Source organism: Modestobacter sp. VKM Ac-2986, from assembly GCF_026967795.1.
In the GTDB taxonomy this organism is placed as follows: domain Bacteria; phylum Actinomycetota; class Actinomycetes; order Mycobacteriales; family Geodermatophilaceae; genus Modestobacter.
In genome coordinates this window covers 1-467 of sequence record NZ_JAPVBH010000011.1, presented here as the reverse complement: position 1 = coordinate 467, position 467 = coordinate 1, and the positions used below count along the sequence as shown (strand labels likewise).

The 467-nt window shown below is 57.4% G+C and carries 1 rRNA gene; it reads right to left on the bottom strand.

Features of this window, described 5'->3' with window-relative positions:
• Nucleotides 1-467 (bottom strand): 23S ribosomal RNA (locus O2W14_RS19930); the annotation flags it as partial.

Here is a 467-nt window from a genome sequence, read left to right as displayed (position 1 = left end):
CCCCACACGGGTTAACCTCGCCACGTACCGCTAACTCGCAGGCTCATTCTTCAAAAGGCACGCAATCACCCCCACGCACAAGTGCGCATAAGGCTCTCACGGCTTGTAGGCACACGGTTTCAGGTACTATTTCACTCCCCTCCCGGGGTACTTTTCACCTTTCCCTCACGGTACTTGTCCGCTATCGGTCACCAGGGAGTATTTAGGCTTAGCGGGTGGTCCCGCCAGATTCACACCGAATTTCACGGGCTCGGTGCTACTTGGGATACAACTCGGGAGGCCATGAGTTTTCGTGTACGGGGCTCTCACCCTCTACGGCGACCCCTTCCAGAGGCCTTCCACTAACACATGGCTTTCTAACTCCCCGTTGATTCGGCAGAACCAACTGAGTCGTCCCACGACCCCGACTGCACAACGCCTGCCGGCTTGGCATGCAATCGGTTTAGCCTCATCCGCTTTCGCTCGCC